Source organism: Planctomycetota bacterium (assembly GCA_016235865.1).
GTDB lineage: Bacteria > Planctomycetota > MHYJ01 > JACQXL01 > JACQXL01 > JACRIK01.
Map to the genome: position 1 here is coordinate 1 of JACRIK010000002.1, position 17,350 is coordinate 17,350.

Annotated in this window: 16 protein-coding genes; 4 read left to right on the plus strand and 12 right to left on the minus strand. The window is 50.9% G+C overall.

The features are described 5' to 3' along the window. Window positions 1–559: 559 nt before the first annotated feature. From HZA49_00885 to HZA49_00915, 7 genes are all read right to left on the minus strand, one after another. Window positions 560–1,987, minus strand: coding sequence for a HAMP domain-containing protein (locus HZA49_00885; protein ID MBI5777997.1), 1,428 nt, complete (start codon window positions 1,985–1,987; stop codon window positions 560–562). A 2-nt stretch (window positions 1,988–1,989) separates the two neighbouring features. Continuing rightward, on the minus strand, window positions 1,990–2,382 hold the full coding sequence (locus tag HZA49_00890) for an arsenate reductase ArsC (protein ID MBI5777998.1): 393 nt from the start codon (window positions 2,380–2,382) through the stop codon (window positions 1,990–1,992). Further along, entirely contained in the window at window positions 2,382–3,056 is a 675-nt protein-coding gene (locus tag HZA49_00895) for a response regulator (protein MBI5777999.1), read from the minus strand. Before HZA49_00895 ends, HZA49_00890 begins: the two co-directional genes overlap by 1 nt. Before the next feature lie 94 nt (window positions 3,057–3,150). After that, the gene (locus tag HZA49_00900) at window positions 3,151–4,167 is read right to left on the minus strand and encodes an inorganic phosphate transporter (GenBank protein ID MBI5778000.1); all 1,017 of its coding nucleotides are present in this window, start codon (window positions 4,165–4,167) and stop codon (window positions 3,151–3,153) included. Between the two features lie 35 nt (window positions 4,168–4,202). After that, on the minus strand, window positions 4,203–4,829 hold the full coding sequence (locus HZA49_00905) for a DUF47 domain-containing protein (protein ID MBI5778001.1): 627 nt from the start codon (window positions 4,827–4,829) through the stop codon (window positions 4,203–4,205). Window positions 4,830–5,083: 254 nt separating this feature from the next. Continuing rightward, window positions 5,084–6,169, minus strand: a complete 1,086-nt coding sequence (locus HZA49_00910) for a hydroxymethylglutaryl-CoA synthase (protein MBI5778002.1) — start codon at window positions 6,167–6,169, stop codon at window positions 5,084–5,086. Window positions 6,170–6,242: 73 nt separating this feature from the next. Beyond that, the gene (locus tag HZA49_00915; protein ID MBI5778003.1) at window positions 6,243–6,632 is read right to left on the minus strand and encodes a GxxExxY protein; all 390 of its coding nucleotides are present in this window, start codon (window positions 6,630–6,632) and stop codon (window positions 6,243–6,245) included. 178 nt (window positions 6,633–6,810) lie between these two features. Between HZA49_00915 and HZA49_00920 the strand changes: the two genes are divergently transcribed. The 4 genes from HZA49_00920 (at window position 6,811) to HZA49_00935 (ending at window position 11,752) form a co-directional block, all read left to right on the plus strand. Then, the gene (locus HZA49_00920; GenBank protein MBI5778004.1) at window positions 6,811–8,268 is read left to right on the plus strand and encodes a sigma-54-dependent Fis family transcriptional regulator; all 1,458 of its coding nucleotides are present in this window, start codon (window positions 6,811–6,813) and stop codon (window positions 8,266–8,268) included. 362 nt (window positions 8,269–8,630) lie between these two features. Then, a complete protein-coding gene (locus HZA49_00925; protein MBI5778005.1) occupies window positions 8,631–9,398 on the plus strand; it encodes a carbonic anhydrase in 768 nt (255 codons plus the stop codon). Between the two features lie 154 nt (window positions 9,399–9,552). Then, window positions 9,553–10,170, plus strand: coding sequence for an NfeD family protein (locus HZA49_00930; protein MBI5778006.1), 618 nt, complete (start codon window positions 9,553–9,555; stop codon window positions 10,168–10,170). A gap of 136 nt (window positions 10,171–10,306) precedes the next feature. Further along, window positions 10,307–11,752, plus strand: a complete 1,446-nt coding sequence (locus HZA49_00935; protein ID MBI5778007.1) for a flotillin family protein — start codon at window positions 10,307–10,309, stop codon at window positions 11,750–11,752. Window positions 11,753–11,805: 53 nt separating this feature from the next. On the opposite strand, the gene HZA49_00940 is transcribed toward HZA49_00935, so the two are convergent. Genes HZA49_00940 through HZA49_00960 form a run of 5 tightly spaced genes read right to left on the minus strand, consistent with a single transcriptional unit; the run spans window position 11,806 to window position 17,309 of the window. Next, window positions 11,806–12,081, minus strand: coding sequence for an acylphosphatase (locus HZA49_00940; GenBank protein ID MBI5778008.1), 276 nt, complete (start codon window positions 12,079–12,081; stop codon window positions 11,806–11,808). A gap of 60 nt (window positions 12,082–12,141) precedes the next feature. Beyond that, entirely contained in the window at window positions 12,142–12,672 is a 531-nt protein-coding gene (locus HZA49_00945) for an NYN domain-containing protein (GenBank protein MBI5778009.1), read from the minus strand. Beyond that, window positions 12,672–14,525, minus strand: a complete 1,854-nt coding sequence (rseP, locus tag HZA49_00950) for an RIP metalloprotease RseP (GenBank protein MBI5778010.1) — start codon at window positions 14,523–14,525, stop codon at window positions 12,672–12,674. The genes HZA49_00945 and rseP overlap by 1 nt, the downstream gene beginning before the upstream one ends. A gap of 4 nt (window positions 14,526–14,529) precedes the next feature. Continuing rightward, entirely contained in the window at window positions 14,530–15,726 is a 1,197-nt protein-coding gene (locus HZA49_00955; GenBank protein MBI5778011.1) for a 1-deoxy-D-xylulose-5-phosphate reductoisomerase, read from the minus strand. Continuing rightward, complete coding sequence (locus HZA49_00960) at window positions 15,723–17,309, minus strand: FHA domain-containing protein (GenBank protein MBI5778012.1); 1,587 nt, start codon at window positions 17,307–17,309, stop codon at window positions 15,723–15,725. The genes HZA49_00955 and HZA49_00960 overlap by 4 nt, the downstream gene beginning before the upstream one ends. Window positions 17,310–17,350 lie beyond the last annotated feature (41 nt).

Sequence of the window (17,350 nt, forward strand, 5' to 3'; positions counted from 1 at the left end):
ACCCCCACCCAGGGTGAAGATTACCCCCACCCAGGGTGAAGATTACCCCCACCCAGGGTGAAGATTACCCCTACCCAGGGTGAAGATTACCCCTACCCAGGGTGAAGATTACCCCTACCCAGGGTGAAGATTACCCCCACCCAGGGATAAGATGACCCATACCCAGGGTTAAGATTACCCCCACCCAGGGTGAAGATTACCCCTACCCAGGGTGAAGATTACCCCTACCCAGGGTGAAGATTACTCCTACCCAGGGTGAAGATTACCTCCACCCAGGGTGAAGATTACCTCCGGCCAGGGTGCAGATTATCTCCGCCTCCCCTGATAGATACTCCCGTATATTGCGATGAAATTTGGTGGGATTTGGGATGGTTACCTTGCCTAATCATCTTCCGGTCGTAATTGCTCCGCTTATAGATAATTGGTCAGCCCCGTTAGAGATATTGGGTTTGATATCTGGTAAAGCAGCTCTATTTGGATGTTCCGTAGAATTTATAGGTTGTGCTCCATTAGCACGGTCGTCCCCTTATGACGACCTATCTCTAACGGGCCTTACCGGCTATTCCTGAATTATCGGTAGTTTTATAATAAAGGTGCTGCCTTGATTGGGTTGGCTGGTGACCGTGACCTCGCCTTTGAGGGTCTGGACGATATGCTTGACAATGGACAATCCCAGGCCGGTGCCGCCCATTTCCCGCGAACGGGATTTGTCCACCCGGTAGAACCGCTCAAATACCCGTGCCAGGTCTTCTCCCGGGATGCCGATGCCGTTGTCTTTGATGGATATGGTTAATCTCTGCGCATCAGCCGTCACATCAATCTCAATCTTCCCGCTTTCAGGTGTGTATTTAATGGCGTTGTCCAGCAGATTGCTGATAGCTTTCTTCAATAATTCCGCATCGGTCCGGATAGCCGGCGTATCAGACGGGATATTCTTTATAATGGTTTGTTTTTTGAGCGCGGCAAAGGGTTCCAGGTCATCCAGCACGGATTTGATGATGTCGTTTATATTACAAGGTTTATTCAATGCAATGCCTTTTTGGTATTCCAGGCGCGAGAGTTCCAGCAGGTCACGGACCAGATTGTCGAGCTGGTTAACGTTGCGGTCTATGATTCCGAGGAATTCCTGCATTTTGTCCCAATCCTCCTGGCGGCCTTCCTTTATGGTTTCGACATAACCCTTGATTAATGACAGTGGTGTGCGCAGTTCGTGCGAGGCATTGGCCACGAAGTCGCGCCTGAGGGTTTCATATTTGGCGGCCTCGGCAAAGAGTTCCTTGAGTTTGGCGTTCATCAGGTTAATGGCGTCAGCCAGCGCGCCGATTTCATCACCTGTCTTGACGGTTATCCGGCGGCTGAAATCGCCTTTGCTGATGGACTCGGCCACCGAGACCATCTCCTTGACCGGACGAACTATCCGGCTGACCAGCCAAAACCCCATAATCAGGGCAATTAGTAAGGCAAATACAAAAGTAATGCCCACGGTCTGGTAGACCTGGCCGGTGATGAGCGAGACCTGTTTTAAGGGCAGGGACACCCGGATAATCATATCGTCCGGTTTGTTGCTATCCAGGGGAATGGCCAGATATATCATATCAATCGCCAGGGTGTGGCTATAGCGGATATTTTGGCCTATCTCGTTCTGCCGGGCGCTGAGCACTTCCGGGCGGTCATTGTGGTTTTCCATGGTGGCGCGGTCATAACCGGAGTCGGCCAGGACCACGCCGGCCTTATCAATAACGGTTATCCGGGTCTGGATATCCCGGCCCAATTCGGTGATATGCCCGTTGAGTTGGTTTGGTTCCGTATGACAATCATTGATAAAGGCCCGGACCGTGTAGGCGGTGTTGGCCAGGTGCTGGCTGATTTCTTCCTGATAGGATTGTGAGAATTTATTTATGGCTACGATAGAAAGCAGCCCAAGCGAGGCGATAATCAGCACCAGATAGGTAATGATGAGTTTGCGGAACAGGCGGTTCTTGAACATGATTATTCTCTGATTAGTTTAAGCAGTTTTTTTACCTGTCGTTCTATTTCATCGCTGATGTTCCTGAAGTATTCCAGGTCTTTCCCTTTCGGGTCAGGTATGCGCCATTCAATGTAATGTTGGGCTGGAACAGCCGGACAAGCGTCGCCGCAACCCATTGAAACGACATAGTCAATCGGACCCGGCGGTATTTTATCAAAACCTTTGGATACGGCCTGGGAAATATCAATATTTTTCTCTTTCATCACCTGGATGGCCAGGGGGTCAACCAGCCCGGCCGGTTTGGAGCCGGCGCTAAAGGCCTCTATCTTATCGCCGGCCATGACCCGGGCAAAACCCTCGGCCATCTGGCTGCGGGCCGCATTGCCGATACATAAAAATAGCACTCGTTTCATTATACGGATAATTTATAGCCCACGCCCCGGACGGTCTCGATGGCCGAGCCGGACTTGCCGAGTTTCTTTCTGAGCGATGCGATATGGACGTCAATGGTCCGGTCAATGACCATGGCCTCGTCGCCCCGGCCGGCCGTAATCAGGTCGTCCCGGGAGATGACCTGGCCCCGATGGTTAACCAGATACCAGAGCAGGTTGAATTCGGTATTGGTCAAATCCACTCGCTTATTCTTAACCTCAACCGCCCGGCCTTTATAATCAATGGAGATATCATCTATTTTAAGCGTTTCTTTGAGTTTGGCCGGTTCGGACCGGCGCAGGACGGCCTTGACCCGGGCCACCATCTCGCGCGGGCTGAAGGGCTTGGTGATATAATCATCCGCGCCCAGTTCCAGGCCGATGACCTTGTCGGTCTCCTGGGCCTTGGCCGTCAGCATGACCACCGGGATACGGGCCGTTTCGGCCGCGGCTTTCAGGCGCTTGCAGACCTCCAGGCCGTCCAGCTTGGGCATCATGATATCCAGCAGAATCAGGTCCGGCTTGTGTTTCAGGGCGATGTCCAGGCCTTCAATGCCGTTCTTGGCGCCGATGACCAGATAGCCCTCCTTGGACAGGTGGTGGTCGACCAGTTTTATCAGGTCTTTCTCGTCGTCTATGACCAGAACGGTTTTCATAGTAGGATTTTCCTGCCGAATGCTAACCGGCATATCGAAATCTGATGACATCATATAATTAATCCTTTTGGCTAATCAACATAAATAAGCGCTATTACGAGAAGAGCATGACGATTTTCGTGGTCAGATAGGCAATCAGGCCGCAGCAGGGGAAGGTCAGAATCCAGGCCAGGACCATCCGGCCGGAGACGCCCCAGCGCACGGCGGACAGGCGCCGGGTGGCGCCCACGCCCATGATGGCCGTGTTTATGGTGTGGGTGGTGGACAGCGGGATGCCCAGAAAAGAGGCAATCATGATAGTGCCGGCCGCGCCGGTCTCGGCCGCGAATCCGTTGACCGGTTCCAGTTTGGTCAGCTTAAAGCCCATGGTCTTCATGATTTTCCAGCCGCCAAAGGCCGTGCCGGTGGCCATTATAAGAGAGCAGATGATAAAAATCCAGATGGGCACGTGGAATCCCTGGCTCTTGAATACCTCCATGGGAATGACGCCGCCCAGGGCCAGGGCCAGGGCGAAGACGCCGATGAATTTCTGGCCGTCGTTGCTGCCGTGGCTGAAGGCCATGAAGGCCGAGGATAGAATCTGGGCCCGGCCGAATATCTTTACGCCGGTGGAGCGCTGCAGCCGGTTAAATATCAGATAAATCAGGAGCATGATGATAAGTCCGCCGAAAAAGCCCAGGAAGGTGGAAAAGGCCAGCCCGATCAGGACCTTTTTCCAGCCGACCCAGAGCAGAACGGCCGGTCCGGCCTTGGCTAATGCGGCGCCGGCCAGACCGGCCACCAGGGCGTGCGATTCGCTGGTCGGCAGTCCGAAATACCAGGCGCCGGTGGAGAATATGATGATGCCCAGCATGGCCGCTCCGATGGTGGTCAGGTTGATGATTGAGGGGTCAACAATGCCCTTGCCGATGGTCAAGGCCACGGCCGTGCCGGTCAGCAAGACCCCGGCCATATTGAGCACCACGGTCATAAGTAATGCCTGGGCCGGTGACATAACCCGGGTCGAGACCACGGTGGCCATGGCATTGGGCGCGTCGGTCCAGCCGTTGACAAACTCGGCCCAGAGAATCAGGAGCAGAACCAGAACCAATCCGGTTGATATTTCAGGCATATTTATTCCTCCGTTTCACGGCCGGCTATCCGGCGCTACGAATATTTTAACACAATCCCTTCTATGACATTAGCCACGTCTTCACAGCGGTCTGTGGCTGATTCCAGAATCTGGTAAATTTCCTTCCATTTGATTATTTTAATTGCGTCATTGGCGGCAAAGAGATTAATCATGGCCTGATGCATCAATTTATCGCCTTCATTTTCAATGGTATTGATTTCCACGCAATGGGTAATCACCTCTTTGCTGTTACTCAGCTTTCTCAGGCAGGCTATGGCCGGGACGATAATATCGGTGGCCCGAATCAGCAGTTGGGCGAATGACTTGGCTTCGGGCGTGACAGCGTCTATCTTATAAAGGGCCAGGCGGCTGGCCGCGCCGTCTATCAGGTCGATGATGTCGTCCAGTTTGGTGCCCAGATTGTGGATATCCTCGCGGTCAATTGGGGTAACAAAGGTTTTGTTAATCATTTCAATGGTCTGGTGGGTGAGCATATCGCCCTGATGCTCGATATCCTTGATGGCCTTGACCTTGGCTTCCATATCAGCCGGGAATGAATCCAGCAGGTCAGCCAGGGCCCGGGCGCCCAGCGCCACGTTGGCGGCCGATTTCTCCAGCATTTCGAAGAACACCTTGTCTTTGTTTATCAGCGAACTAAACATATTCATTCCTTTCTTGAACATCTGGCGCCGAAAGCATTCGGGGCCACTTTATTTTCTCTGCCATAAATATAGAAAAGATGTGTTAAGGAATTATAAAGAATATATTAAATCTTGGTGAAGGGGTTTGGATGCGGCTTTAGAGCAGGAGTTGCTTTACCACTTCCCGGTCATCAAACGGTTTGACCGTGTCTTTGAATATCTGGTAGGTCGATAATTCCGGTTACACAATACCTAATCGGCTATAACCTGCCGGGCTACAGATAATTGGTCAACATCATCGGAGACCGGATATACTTGTATTCGTATTTAGTCGCCAATCCATAATCCAGCATTATCTTGTCTTCCACCTGGCTCATGACCAAGTCCTTTTGCGGACGCCGGGCCTCGATGTCTTTGGTGGTGACAAAACTCAATGCGTCACTGCCTGAGCCCCAGCCATAAGACAGGTTCAGGATTCGTTCCTCCGGATTGGCATTATCCAAAATATGCGCCAGCGGAATTAGCGACGAGGCGCTGCCGCAATCGCCGATATAAGATGTCAGGACATAGGGCATGACAATGAACATATCCAGGCCTAATTTGCCCGCGCCCATCATCGGCTGGATGCCGTTGCCCTGATGGATGGCCACATAGTTAAAGTCCTTTTTGGGGTCGAGATTGAGTTTGGCGAACAGCCGTTCCCCGGCCGGAGCCACGTGTTCCAACAATCCCCAACTGGAGATATAGCCCATCCAGCCGCCGCCTAATTGGATGTAGCGCTCGCCTTCGGTCCGGAAATAGTCAGCCAGGTCAGATGAATACGAGACAAAGCCCTCTAATTTGGCAATCAACTTATCCTTACCGATGATACAGGCAAACGCGCCGGCTGAAGCCGCGTATTCCATCTGGGTGCCGGGCGGGAAGTGGCGGTTGAGGGTATCAGTGCCGATAGCCAGGACATAGTCAGCCATGCCTGATGCCACGAATGCCGATGCCGTAATCATAGCCGAGGTGCCGGACTTGCCGGCGAACTGGATGTCATAGGCGATAATATCCTTGCGCAGGCCCAGGGCGTCCTGGACCACGGTCGCGGCCGGCTTGGTGGCATAAGGATTGGTGCCGGAGCCGAACAGCACCGCGCCGATTTGCTCGCGCTTCAGGCCGGAGCGGTCCAGGGCAATCTGCGCCGCGGCTACGGCTAATGTGATAGAGTCCTCATCAGGCATCAGCACAGCCCGTTCCCTCAAACTCATCCGGTCGAATATCTCCGGTGTGACATTGCGCCAGACCTTGTAGATGTCCTGGACGTCAATCCGGTGCTTGGGGATATATGTTCCGTAACTGACAATACCTGTTTGCATCTTTAGTCCTCTCTAATAAAACATAAACCGCAGATGAACACAGATGAACGCCGATAATATCTGTGTTTATCCATTAAGAATTTGATAAAACTAATCTTTTATATTCCAGCTTGGGTTTACCAAAGTTAAGAATCAGGCCTACATGGTATTTACTTGCCTTCAAGTAATTCAATACCTGGGCTTCGTGTAAATTTATTATTGCCTCCACCGCCTTTAATTCAACGATTACTTTGTTATCAACGATGACATCAGCAATATAATCGCCAGCCATAATTTCCTTATATTCAACTTCAATTTTCTTCTGTTGTTCTACTTTTAGGCATCGTTGTTTCAGTTCATACACCAAAGGCCTTTCATACATCTTTTCTGAGAAACCGCACCCCAAAATATTGTGGACCTCAAATGCCGCATTCAGTATCTTAGAGGTTATATCCTTATGTTCAAATCTATTATTTTCCGCCATAAGTATAGATATACGCAGATAATTTATCTGTGTTTATCTGCGTTCGCTATCGCGGTCTCTGCTGAGTTCATCTGTGGTTTAAAGTTACCATTCTTTTCCGGAATGGTCAAATAATATCAAATTCCCATTTGTCCTGATTTTCTTTGAGTTATTTGGCCTTTTATGGTAATATACCTCTATGAAACGGCTCATCTTATTGGCACACGACAAGAAGGACGAACGGGAATATTACCGAAATCTCCTCTGTGAAAGTGAGCGCGGTTACGAGGTGGACACGGCCTCCTGCGGCGAGGAAGCCATAGCCAAGGCGGCCAAGCACGAATACGGCGTGATTATCCTGGATGTGCTCATGCCCAACACCCGGGTGGACGAGTCAGCCGGACGGTGCAACCAGTTAGGCGGCATCTACGCCCTGGAGAAGATTCGCCAGTTAAAGCCCTGGGTACCGGTGATTATGTTCAGTTACAAGGAACTGAGCGACGAGATTATGGACCAGGCCCGGGCATTGAATATATTCGATTACTTAGTCCGCTACCATTCGCACAGCGACCTGAAGCTGGTTACCCGGGTTAATAACGCCGAGGAGATTTATCTGGAGCGCAAGAAGTCGCTGGCCGAGCATTCCGAGATTATCTATAAGAGCAGCCGGATGGAATCAGCGGTCCTGAAGGCGCGCACCGTGGCCAGGTCCGATACGCCGGTGCTGATTCTGGGCGAGACCGGGGTAGGTAAGGAACTGATTGCCGATGAGATTTATAAAGCCAGCCCGCGCAATGGCAAGCCGTTCCTGCAGATGAATTGCGCGGCCATACCCGAAACCCTGATTGAGAGCGAAATCTTCGGCCACGAGCAGGGCTCGTTTACCGGCGCTATCAGCAAACGCCGGGGACTGCTGGAACTGTCCGACAAAGGCGTGCTGTTCCTGGACGAAATCGGCGATATGGCCCTGTCCACCCAGGCCAAGCTGTTGCGGGCGATTGAGGAGCAGGAATTCCGGCCGGTGGGCAGTGAAAAGACACTCAAGGTGGATGTCCGGATTATCTGTGCCACCAACAAGAACCTGGAAGAGATGGTCCGCAAGGAGCAGTTCCGGGACGACCTCTATTACCGCATCTGCAATGATAAGATTATGATTCCGCCGTTGCGGGAACGGACTGAGGATATCGGCCCGCTGGTTGAGGCGTTTACCAATGAGTTCAACCGGAAATACCACCGCCAGATTAAGGTGGATGCCAAGGTGGTTAAGCGGCTGGAATCATACCCGCTGCCGGGCAATGTCCGGGAATTAAAGAGCATCATCTTTGCCGGGCTGTCCCGTTTATACCGCAATGAAGAGACGCTGACCGAGAACCATCTGGAATGCCGCATCTTCACCGACGAGGCCGTTAAAATGGTCTGCGATACCGGTCTTATCCCGGAGAATAAATTGCAAGAGCAGGTCTCGCTGGGCTGTATTGACTTGGATAAATTCGTGGATGACATCCGAGAAAGGTGCGTCCGGATAGCCCTGGAAAAGAGTAATCATAACGCGGAAAAGGCCGCCCAACTCCTCAAGATTAATCCGCATACGCTGAGGAGATGGGTTCGGGAGGATAAAGGCGATGCGAAACCAGAACCACAGATTAACACAGATTAACACAGATGGAAAAGATTATCCGTGTTTATCAGCGTGTATCTGCGGTTATAATTTTGCACGAATTGTGCAGGAATGCACGGGAAAACAGGCAGTTATGAGTTATAAGTTATGAATTATGAAGCGGGAAAGATGCTATAACCCCAATAGATTTAAGGGCTTAATTCATAACTCATAATTAATAACTGATAATTACCGTTTTGGCATGGTATTTGCTATTTATCTGACTGTTAGGCTAGATGCAGCCGAAGGCGGCTCGGGACGTTACAGTCAGTTATCCCGACGAATGTCGGGATATAGAGTAAGCAGATTAAGCGGAGTAGACGGATTAAGCAGATTCATTGAGTCGGTAAAAGGTGATATTTATGCCATTAGAAGAAATCCTTAATAACAATCAGGAGTTCTTGAAGAGCCGGACATTTACTGATACAGAATACCAGCATACTGCCAAACCGCGCAAGCATTGGGCTATCGTGACCTGTATGAGCTCTAATCTGGTGGGTTTTATCCATCAGGCATTGGGTTTCAAGCGGGGCGATGCGGTTTTTATCCAGAACGCCGGCAATACCATTACGCCTTATGATAACAGCATCATTCGCTCTCTGGCTGTGGCTATCTATACGCTGGATGTCAAGGAAGTAGCAATCATCGGGCATACTAATTGTGGGATGAAGATGGATGTGGCGCCTCTGACCGATGCCTTTGCCAAATACGGCAAGACCCGGGAGATGTTCAAGGATGTGGATTTGAGGGAATGGTTTGGATTGATACCAGGCGAGGAGATAAATATCCGCAAGGTGGTTGATGCCATCAAGCAATCGCCGTTTATTCCTCAGGAGATTCTGGTTTACGGTCTGATGATTGACAGCAAGGGCCAGATAAAAGAGGTTTACCGGCATCAGCAGATGGCTTCAACCGCGCCGGCTGCTAAGGTGACGGTTGAATCTCTGATTCCGGTGGCAGAAGAGGTAAAACAACCGGTTAAACCAACGCAGAGGCCAGCGCAGCCGCCCCAAAAGACGGCCGAGCAAAAACGTAGCAGTAAGAACGACGCCTACGAGGATTTTCTAAAGAGAACCGGCAAGGATTTTCTTAGATATACGAAGGACACCAAACCACCTGAAAGAAGATAAGGATAGAACTTTTGCGAAATGACTCTTCTGTCATTGCGAGCGACTTTAGGAGCGTGGCAATCCTTATTTATGTGGCAAGCATGAGATTGCTTCGTCGCTTTGCTCCTCGCAATGACAGACGGGATATCGCAGAAGTTTAGCAAGGAGATAATATATGACAATGCTGGAAATGGTTTTTGTCGGGTGCTTTTTCCTGGGCCTGGCATATGCCGTAATTTCCTCAATCTTCGGCGGTATTTTTGGCGGGGCTGAGGGCGGCGGGGAAGGCGGGGCCGAGGGCGGGCACTTTGATATTGACCACGATATTGTCGGGCATGTAGATACCGACGGCAGTTCAGATACCGGCACGATTCATTTCTCGCCTTTAAGTCCGGTAGTGGTGGCGATGTTTATTACGGCCTTCGGCGCTATGGGCATGATTTGCCTGAAGGTGTTCAAATGGTCGCCTTATCCGAGCATGGCTATTGCGGTATTGACCGGACTGGTCATAGCTACTGTTACGTTCATTATTTTTACCATGCTTTTCAAGGCCACCCAGGGAAGCAGTGAGGCAATATTAACCGACATTGTCGGCAAGGAAGTCGAGGTGATTACCACCATCCCGGCAGATGGGCTGGGCGAGGTGGCTTATGTCTCCAGAGGGACGCGTTACACGGCCTCGGCCCGGGCCGCCCATAAGAACGAGATAAAATCACATTCGGTGGTAACGGTGGAAAAGATAGTCGGAAATACGTTTTACGTTAAGCCCACGGAAGGGGCGAAGGTATTATAATATTTTTAATAATAAGCCCCGATATTCATCGGGGTTAAGAGCCGGTCCCTGACGGGACCCACTGGGTCTCTGTGAGACTCCCTGTGGTCGTAACGACCACAGGTTTAACCGGCTCTAAGAGAAGGGGAGGAATAATATGGAAGGATATGGCTGGATGGCCTTCGGGAGCGTTGCGGTAGTAATCGTCCTGATAATCCTATTAAGGATGTATGCCAATCGCTATACCAAGGTCGGACCGAATGAGGTCATGGTAATTTCCGGACGACAGCATCGCACGATGGATGGCCGGCCTGTGGGTTTCAGGATAGTCAAGGGCGGCGGCACGTTTGTCTGGCCGATATTTGAAAAGGCCGACATACTTTCTTTAGAGTTGCTGACTTTGGATGTCAGGTTAAAAGAGGTCTATACGATTACCGGCGTGTCTGTTAACGTGGACGGCGTAGCCCAGGTCAAGATTAAAGGCGAAGACCAGTCCATTCGGACCGCGGCGGAACGGTTTTTGGGCCGGAGCGAGGAAGAAATAAAGATGATTGCCTTGCAGACCGTGGAAGGCCATCTGCGTGGCATCGTCGGCACGCTGACCATAGAAGATATCTACAAAAACCGGGATGCCTTTGCCCAGAAGGTCCAGGAAGTATCGGCCGGAGACCTGGCCAATATGGGGCTGAGCATAGATTCGTTTACCCTGCGCGATATCAAGGATGACCACGGGTATTTGGAGGCATTAGGCAAGCCGAGAGTGGCCCAGGTCAAGCGGGATGCCACGATTGCCCAGGCCGAGGCAGACCGTGACGCCCTTATCAAGAGTTCACAGGCCAACCAGGCCGGACAGGAGGCGAAATTCGCCGCTGATACCAAGGTGGCTGAGGCAAACCAGACTTTTGAAGTCAAGCGCGCCGGGTATCAAGTGAATATTAACCGGCAAAAGGCCGAGGCCGATCTGGCTTATGACCTGCAGAAATACAAGACCAATCAAGCGGTCAAGGCCGAAGAAATCCAGGTCATGGTGGTGGAAAAGGAACGGATGATTGACGTCCAGGAAAAGGAAATCAGCCGTAAGCAGAAGGAACTGGAAGCCACTATTTCCCGGCCGGCTGACGCCGAGAAATACCGGATTGAGACCCTGGCTAATGCCCAGAGATTCAAACTGATAACCGAGGCCGAAGGCCAGGCCAACGCCACCAAAAATATCGGTATCGGCGAATCAGAGGCCACCCGCGCCAAGGGTTTAGCCAGCGCGGATGTTATTAAGGCCACCGGATTCTCCGAAGCCGAGGCCATGGCTAAGAAAGCCGATTCCTGGAAGGCGTATAATGAAGCGGCGGTTATCCAAATGGTGATTGAAAGACTGCCTGAGATTGCCCGGGCCATTGCCGAACCGCTGACCAAAACCGAGAAAATTGTGGTTATCAATCAAGGGGGCGACTCGGCTGGCGCAAATAAGGTTACCAAGGATGTCACCAATATCATCGCCCAATTGCCGCCGATACTGGAATCGCTGACCGGGTTAAAGCTGGAAGAGCTGATTAAGAAGATTCCGCAACTGGGCACCCTTAAGCAGGGTGAGGAAAAGAGGAAATAGTTTACTAAATAGGAATAGCCCCTGCCCCGAATGTTTTCGGGGCGGGGGTTTTTTTATTCTATATTAAATCCTGTCAGAGTGCCGTCCGCAGTTTCCCACTTAATATCCACGCTTGTTACCCTGGCCGAGTCCGGGCCCTGTTGGCACCATTTTACCATTTCATCTATTTTGTCTTTCGGGCCTTCAAAGACGGTTTCCACCTGGCCGTTGGCGAGGTTCCTGACCCAGCCGGTTAAGCCTAGCTTATGAGCGGTTTCAAAGGTATAATGCCGGAAGAATACGCCCTGGACTATGCCGGAGATGTGTAAATGAGCCCGGACTTTATTCATATTATGGACTAGCTTATTAACAACCCCCTTACCCCCTTTGTTAAGGGGGAATATGGGAATCTAATCAGTGGAATCTGTGTCATCTGTGGTTCCGAAGAGCTTCAGCCATTTGGGCACATCAGCCGGTTTTAGGCCGGTGAATTTCTCAATTGGGTCTTCCTTTATGTCTGTAGAGATATCTTTGTCTTTGAGCAACAGTTCTACGGCAAATTCCTGCGATGAGATAATCTTGACCCGCTTATTTCTGAGCGTTTCTGCCAGGGCCCGGTCTGATGTGACCGCGCATACATCAGAGCGGCGGGGTTTATCCTGGATATATTCTGATACCAGGTTGATAATATGCTCATCAGCCGTGGTTCTGCCCGGGGAAAACACCACTCTGACATTGCCGGATTCCCTTTCCTGCGGGTAATGACTGACGGTCTTATCGCCGTCAAAGACCACGATGATGCGGTATTTCTTCTTTATATTGTAGGATTTGAGTTGTGCCACGAGATTGTCGCGCAGGGTTTCCAGCTGGTTGGGCTTTATGTTGTCAGACAAGTTAAGCCCGCTAAAAAGCAGATTATATCCGTCAATTAACAGAATCATTATAGATTCAGGATGCGTTGGATATCATTAAAAAATGTGAAGGCGACCAGCAATAAAAGGATAAATAGGCCGGCATATTGGGCAATCGCCTGGGCCTTGATACTGACCGGCGAGCCCTTTATCCTTTCAACAAAGCAAAAGACAATCGTGCCGCCGTCCAAAACCGGGATAGGTAGGAGATTAAGGATAGCCAGGTTGATGCTGATAAGGGCCAGGAGCCAGAGAAAATCACCCGCGCCTTCCTGGGCCATCCGATAAGAAACCTGGATGATGCCAATCGGTCCGGCCAGGCCTTTTACCGATTCTTCTCCCTGGAAGAGTTTCCTTATCATCTGGTAGGTTAAGAGTCCCAAATCCAGCGTTTCATTAGCGCCTTCAACGACGGCTGAAACAAGAGAGTATCTGGTAACGACTCGCTTGAATTTTAACCCGAGTCCCAGGTCTCCCTTGGCGGTTGGCGTGGGGGTAAGGGTAAACGTTTGTCTGGTTGAGGTCGGCGCCGCCTTGAGCACCGTGATTTCTATCGGAACGCCGCCGGTTTTATGCACGAATGCCTGCAAATCTGATAAATCTGAGATACCGGTTTTTACTTGTCTGCCGTTCTTGTCCTGCGCCTTTGCCTGGACAATCCGGTCTCCGTAAGCCAGGCCGAGTCCGGCTAAAGCAGAACCGTCTTTCACTTCGCCTATTTCATTGGTAAATCCGCCGGATATGCCGATGAATCCCTTGCCGCCCTTGTCCGCATCAACCATGACATTCATAAGCAGGGTTTCATCCTTGGAGAACCAGTGTTCCCTTATGACGGTTAGTTTTAGCTCTTTGCCGGCTGAGGTCGTGACGACATCGGTAAATTTATTCCAGAACTTTAGCGGCTCAGTATTGATGACGGTTATCCGGTCGCCTTTCTTGAGTCCGGCCTTTGCCGCTGGGCCGTCTTTGGTCACTCCGGAGATTACCACCGGTATGATTCCTTCGATACCGATATCATAAAAAGGCTTCGGCGTAGCGGTGACGGTTTTTATCTCGCCGTTTGGCGTGCGGATTTTTATGGCGGTCGGCAGTCCGGCCCTTTGCGAGATAGCCGCGGATATTTCGCTGGCGGATAAGGTCACCTCGCAGTTGACCTCCAGTATTTCATCGTTGGGTTTCAGCCCGGCTGTTTCAGCCGGCGAGCCCTGGGAGACGGATTCAACAATGTTGCTGGGCGGCAGGACGCCCATGCCCGTAGAGCCCCTGGCGATAATATCTACGATAACCTCCTGGCCGTTTCTGTTTACTTTTAGTTTAAGAGGGGTATTTATGGGAGTCCGGACAATATTGCGGAGGTAGTCATTCTGGCTCTTGACCGGATATTCCGAATCCCGGCCTTCAGGCGAGGTCTTGATGACGGACCGGATAATATCGCCTTTTTGGAGCGAGCTGTTGGCCTCGCTTGAGCCGGGCCGGATTGCGCCGACCGACGGAGACATCAGGGTTACGCCGATAAGATAGGCGATGATGCAGAAAGGGAAGGCGAATATGAAGTTCATCAAAGCGCCGGCCACCAGGACCTTGGCCCGGGTCAGGGGCGGCTTGGATGACATCTCGTCGGGAGCGCCCTTGGTGTCCGGGGAACTCATAAATTCCCCGGCCGGCTTGACAAAACCGCCCAGGGGTATCAGGGCGATGCGGTATTCGGTCCCGCCTCTGGTTATTTTCCAGAGCGGCGGTCCGAATCCGATGGAAAATACCTCTATTCTGATGCCGGCCCGCCGGGCCACGATAAAATGCCCGAGTTCGTGCAGGAAGATGATGATGCCTAATCCCAGCAATACCATGATAATACCCTGGGAAGTGCTTAAAAATTCGGTCATTATTTTACGCTCCTCTTAGACCCAGCGTTTGTCTTTTTCCGGCAGATAAGCGCGGGGTTATGTTCATTAGTTGTTTTCTGGCCCATTGGTCTGCCATGGCGATATTATTCAAGGTGGCTTTAAGCGGTTTATATGCTTTTAGCACCCGGCTGACCAGTTTAGTAATATCGGTAAAAGCCGCCTTTTTCTGCAGGAATAATTTAACGGCCTCTTCGTTGGCAGCATTCAGGACTGCGCCGGTAGTGCCGCCCCGGCGGATGGCTTCATAGCCGAGCAACAATGCCGGGAATCGTTTGGTGTCCGGCGGGAAGAATGTATGCGCCTGAGAGAAATCCAGCGGTTTTACCTGGGAAGGCACCCGGTTGGGATGGGTTAAGGCATACTGGATAGGCAGTTTCATATCCGGATTGTTCATCTGGGCGATTACCGAACCGTCCGTAAATTCCACCATGGCGTGGATGATGGACTGGGGATGGATAACCACGGATATTTTATCAGCCGGCAGGTTGAACAGGTGGTGCGCCTCGATTATTTCCAGGGCTTTATTCATCAGAGTGGCAGAATCAACCGTGATCTTCGGGCCCATCTTGTAAGTCGGGTGGTTCAGGGCCTGGGCCGGCGTGACCTTGCCCAGTTGCTTTCTGGATAGTTTATAAAAAGGCCCGCCTGAGGCCGTCAGGATAATCCGCTTGACCTGATGGTCAGGCGTTTGCTGATTATGAAGTATCTGGAATAGACCGCTGTGCTCGCTGTCAACCGGGATTATTTTGTTAAATGCCTTAAGGGTTTTGAGTAATTCACCGGCCATGACCAATGACTCCTTATTGGCCAGCGCCACGGTTTTACGGGCTTGGAGCGCCCAGAGGGTCGGGTAAAGCCCTTCGGCGCCGGAGATAGCCGAGATGACGATATCAACATCAGGCGCGCACACGGCTTTCTTTATTTCCTGATTGCCATAGAGAATCTTAGTGCGGCCGGCGGGCAGTGATTTTCTTAACTTGGTATAAGCCGAATAATCGCTCATAATGACGACCGGCGGCTTGAATTGTTTTATCTGCTTAAGAGTGACCTGCCAGTTTGAGTTGCTGGCCAGAGCCTTGATATTAAATCGATACACGGTGTTTTTGTTGAGATGCTCAATGGCGGCCAGGGCATTCCGTCCGATGGAGCCGGATGCGCCGAGGATGACTACGTTTTTCATAATATAATCTGATATGCCCGGACATCGTTTTCCTTGCCTTTGAGTTGCACCAGGCCCAAGTCCTTTGCCTTGATGCCGTGGGGTTGGATAGCCTTATAGGTATTTTCGCCGATGACAATCTGGTTGGCCTGGCCGAATTGGTTAAGCCGGCTGGCGATATTGACGGTATCACCTAAAACCGTGTATTCAATTCGTTTCTTAGAGCCGATGTTGCCGGCTACGACCAGTCCGGTATTGACGCCGATACGGATATTATAAGGCAGTTTAGTAGTGGATGATTGCTCGGATAATGTCTGGATAATCTTCATTGCGCAGCGGCTGGCGTTGATAGCGTGGTCTTGGCTTTCAACCGGCGCGCCGAATATGGCCATAATGGCATCGCCGATATATTTGTTAACGCTGCCTTTATGCTCGAAGACAATCTGTGTGGCGGTCTCGAAGAACTCATTGAGCATTTGTGCAATCTCAGCCGGCGGCAATTTCTCGGATAGGGTGGTGAAATTCTGGACGTCGGCAAATATAACCGTTATTTCCTTTTCCTCGGCCGCAAAGTCGGCGCTACCTTTGGAGATAATCAATTCCACGATATCCGGCGAGTGGTAACGTTCAAGATTTGTCCGCAAAAGCGCTTCCTTGTGCAGGTTGCTGTAAAGCTCGTCCTGCTTGATTCGGATGGCAATCTGGTTGGCAATGGCGCTTAATAAATCGATGTCATCATTGGTAAAAGAGTGGGAAAAGACCTGGTTGTCTACATAGATTGCGCCGAAGACATCTTGTTTTTCCCAGAGCGGGACGCACAGGGCAGAACGGATATTCTGCTGGGCAATGGACATCCCGGCCGAGAAACGCGAATCCGCCATGGCATCGGTAGTGATAATCGAAACCTTATCAGTAATTACTTTATTGATAATGGTATGTGATACGGTAATATGTTCCTTTAAATCCTTTTGGGAACGGATACGGCTGAGTTTCGGAATGAGTTGCCCCGTGGTTTTGTCTGTGAGCATTATGATACCTCGTTCGGCTTTGATGGAATCGAAGATGGAATACATCGCTACATCAAGGACTTCGTTTAAGGTGGTGGCAGAAGAAACGGCTTTGCCCAACTGGTAGAGGATGAAGAATTTCTTGCTCCCCTTTTTATCTTCCAAGTCAATGTTAAATGGAGCGGCTGCCAGGGATTGGCCGGCATCCTGCATCTCTTTTATATTAAGCCGGTATTCCATAGGGATTTCATTTAAACCTTTGACGATATCGCTGGAAGCGGCGGAAGATGACGCGGGCTGCTGAGCGGAAGAATCCTTGAATATTATAGTGGTCATTCCGACCTGGATTTCGTCGTTATTTTTCAAGGCCGCAGTGGTGACATTTTTCTTGTTGAGAATTGTGCCGTTGGAGCTGTGTAAGTCGGTAAGGACATACTGTTCGCCGTCTTTTTTGATTTCACAATGTTGGCGCGAAGCCAGTCCGTCCGGGATTTCCAGGTCATTACCCATTATCCCGCGGCCCAGGACCAAGCGGGGCTTGGTGATGATGAATTCCTTTATCACCTTATCGTTCTTTTTTAGTATTAGAGATGGCATGGAGAAATTATATATTATGGTGTTTCACAAGTCAATTAATG

What these genes read in the sequence shown, in the direction of transcription:
- HZA49_00885 (MBI5777997.1), bottom strand. Translation starts at nt 1,987, where the DNA reads ATGTTCAAGAACCGCCTGTTCCGCAAACTCATCATTACCTATCTGGTG.
- HZA49_00890 (MBI5777998.1), bottom strand. Translation starts at nt 2,382, where the DNA reads ATGAAACGAGTGCTATTTTTATGTATCGGCAATGCGGCCCGCAGCCAG.
- HZA49_00895 (MBI5777999.1), bottom strand. Translation starts at nt 3,056, where the DNA reads ATGAAAACCGTTCTGGTCATAGACGACGAGAAAGACCTGATAAAACTG.
- HZA49_00900 (MBI5778000.1), bottom strand. Translation starts at nt 4,167, where the DNA reads ATGCCTGAAATATCAACCGGATTGGTTCTGGTTCTGCTCCTGATTCTC.
- HZA49_00905 (MBI5778001.1), bottom strand. Translation starts at nt 4,829, where the DNA reads ATGTTTAGTTCGCTGATAAACAAAGACAAGGTGTTCTTCGAAATGCTG.
- HZA49_00910 (MBI5778002.1), bottom strand. Translation starts at nt 6,169, where the DNA reads ATGCAAACAGGTATTGTCAGTTACGGAACATATATCCCCAAGCACCGG.
- HZA49_00915 (MBI5778003.1), bottom strand. Translation starts at nt 6,632, where the DNA reads ATGGCGGAAAATAATAGATTTGAACATAAGGATATAACCTCTAAGATA.
- HZA49_00920 (MBI5778004.1), top strand. Translation starts at nt 6,811, where the DNA reads ATGAAACGGCTCATCTTATTGGCACACGACAAGAAGGACGAACGGGAA.
- HZA49_00925 (MBI5778005.1), top strand. Translation starts at nt 8,631, where the DNA reads ATGCCATTAGAAGAAATCCTTAATAACAATCAGGAGTTCTTGAAGAGC.
- HZA49_00930 (MBI5778006.1), top strand. Translation starts at nt 9,553, where the DNA reads ATGACAATGCTGGAAATGGTTTTTGTCGGGTGCTTTTTCCTGGGCCTG.
- HZA49_00935 (MBI5778007.1), top strand. Translation starts at nt 10,307, where the DNA reads ATGGAAGGATATGGCTGGATGGCCTTCGGGAGCGTTGCGGTAGTAATC.
- HZA49_00940 (MBI5778008.1), bottom strand. Translation starts at nt 12,081, where the DNA reads ATGAATAAAGTCCGGGCTCATTTACACATCTCCGGCATAGTCCAGGGC.
- HZA49_00945 (MBI5778009.1), bottom strand. Translation starts at nt 12,672, where the DNA reads ATGATTCTGTTAATTGACGGATATAATCTGCTTTTTAGCGGGCTTAAC.
- rseP (MBI5778010.1), bottom strand. Translation starts at nt 14,525, where the DNA reads ATGACCGAATTTTTAAGCACTTCCCAGGGTATTATCATGGTATTGCTG.
- HZA49_00955 (MBI5778011.1), bottom strand. Translation starts at nt 15,726, where the DNA reads ATGAAAAACGTAGTCATCCTCGGCGCATCCGGCTCCATCGGACGGAAT.
- HZA49_00960 (MBI5778012.1), bottom strand. Translation starts at nt 17,309, where the DNA reads ATGCCATCTCTAATACTAAAAAAGAACGATAAGGTGATAAAGGAATTC.